The 1,071-nt window shown below is 63.7% G+C and carries 1 protein-coding gene; it reads left to right on the top strand.

The genetic code is table 11. From position 1 onward, the window contains the following. Positions 1-814 (top strand): MMPL family transporter (locus tag A5658_RS29340; RefSeq protein ID WP_156751397.1); only part of this gene is annotated, 814 nt, incomplete at its 5' end. Positions 815-1,071 lie beyond the last annotated feature (257 nt).

Below are 1,071 nucleotides of genomic sequence, written 5' to 3'. Positions count from 1 at the left end.
CAACGGGCACGCCGTCCGGTTGATCATCTCGCACGAGGGCGACCCCGCCACCCCCGAGGGCATCAGCCACATCGCGCCGATCAAGAAAGCCGTGCACGAGGCGATCAAGGGCACGCCCTGGGAGGGCGCCAAGATCTACCTCGCCGGCACCGCAGCCACCTTCAAAGACTGGAAGGACGGCTCCAAGTACGACCTGATGATCGCCGGAATCGGTTCGCTCTGCCTGATTTTCATCATCATGCTGATCATTACCCGCAGTCTGATCGCGGCGGCGGTGATCGTCGGGACGGTCGCGCTGTCGTTGGGGGCATCGTTCGGCATGTCGGTGCTCGTCTGGCAATACTTCCTCGGTATCAAACTGCACTGGATGGTGCTCGCGATGTCGGTGATCGTGCTGCTTGCCGTCGGTTCGGACTACAACCTGTTGTTGATATCCCGCTTGAAAGAGGAGATACCCGCCGGGCTGAAGACCGGGATCATCCGCGCGATGGGCAGCACCGGCAAGGTGGTGACCAACGCCGGTCTGGTGTTCGCGTTCACGATGGCCTCAATGGTGGTCAGCGACCTGCGCATCATCGGCCAGGTGGGCACCACCATCGGTCTCGGCCTGCTGTTCGACACGTTGGTGGTGCGCTCGTTCATGACGCCGTCCATCGCCTCGCTTCTGGGGCGCTGGTTCTGGTGGCCGATCAAGGTGCGACCACGGCCGGCCAGCGCGATGCTGCGACCCACCGGGCCGCGTCCCGCTGTGCGCGAGCTGATTCACCGCGACGTCGAAGACGAGACCGAAGCCGGAGTTGTGCAGAAGGTCTAGTCACCCTGCGCGGCAAGCTGATTCGCTGGCTGCATGTGCACGGCGATTGCCTTCTTTCACATCGAGATCGACGTTGTGCTGGCGCGCTCTCGCACTTTCCTTTCGCTGCTTAACGTCGATCTCGGTGCGTGGAAACCGAATAAGCCTGTCAGGCAGTCGATTTCGGCAACGGCCCGGTGGGGGCGTCCTGGGGTTCGCCGAAGCTCGTGCCGAGCAGCGACCGCACGGCCGGGCGCGGCCCGGTGGGTCGCAGCATC

This window comes from Mycobacterium sp. 1245111.1 (assembly GCF_001673405.1).
In the GTDB taxonomy this organism is placed as follows: Bacteria; Actinomycetota; Actinomycetes; order Mycobacteriales; family Mycobacteriaceae; genus Mycobacterium.
The sequence above is the reverse complement of the archived record's forward strand: the minus strand, read 5'-3'. Positions and strand labels throughout refer to the sequence as shown.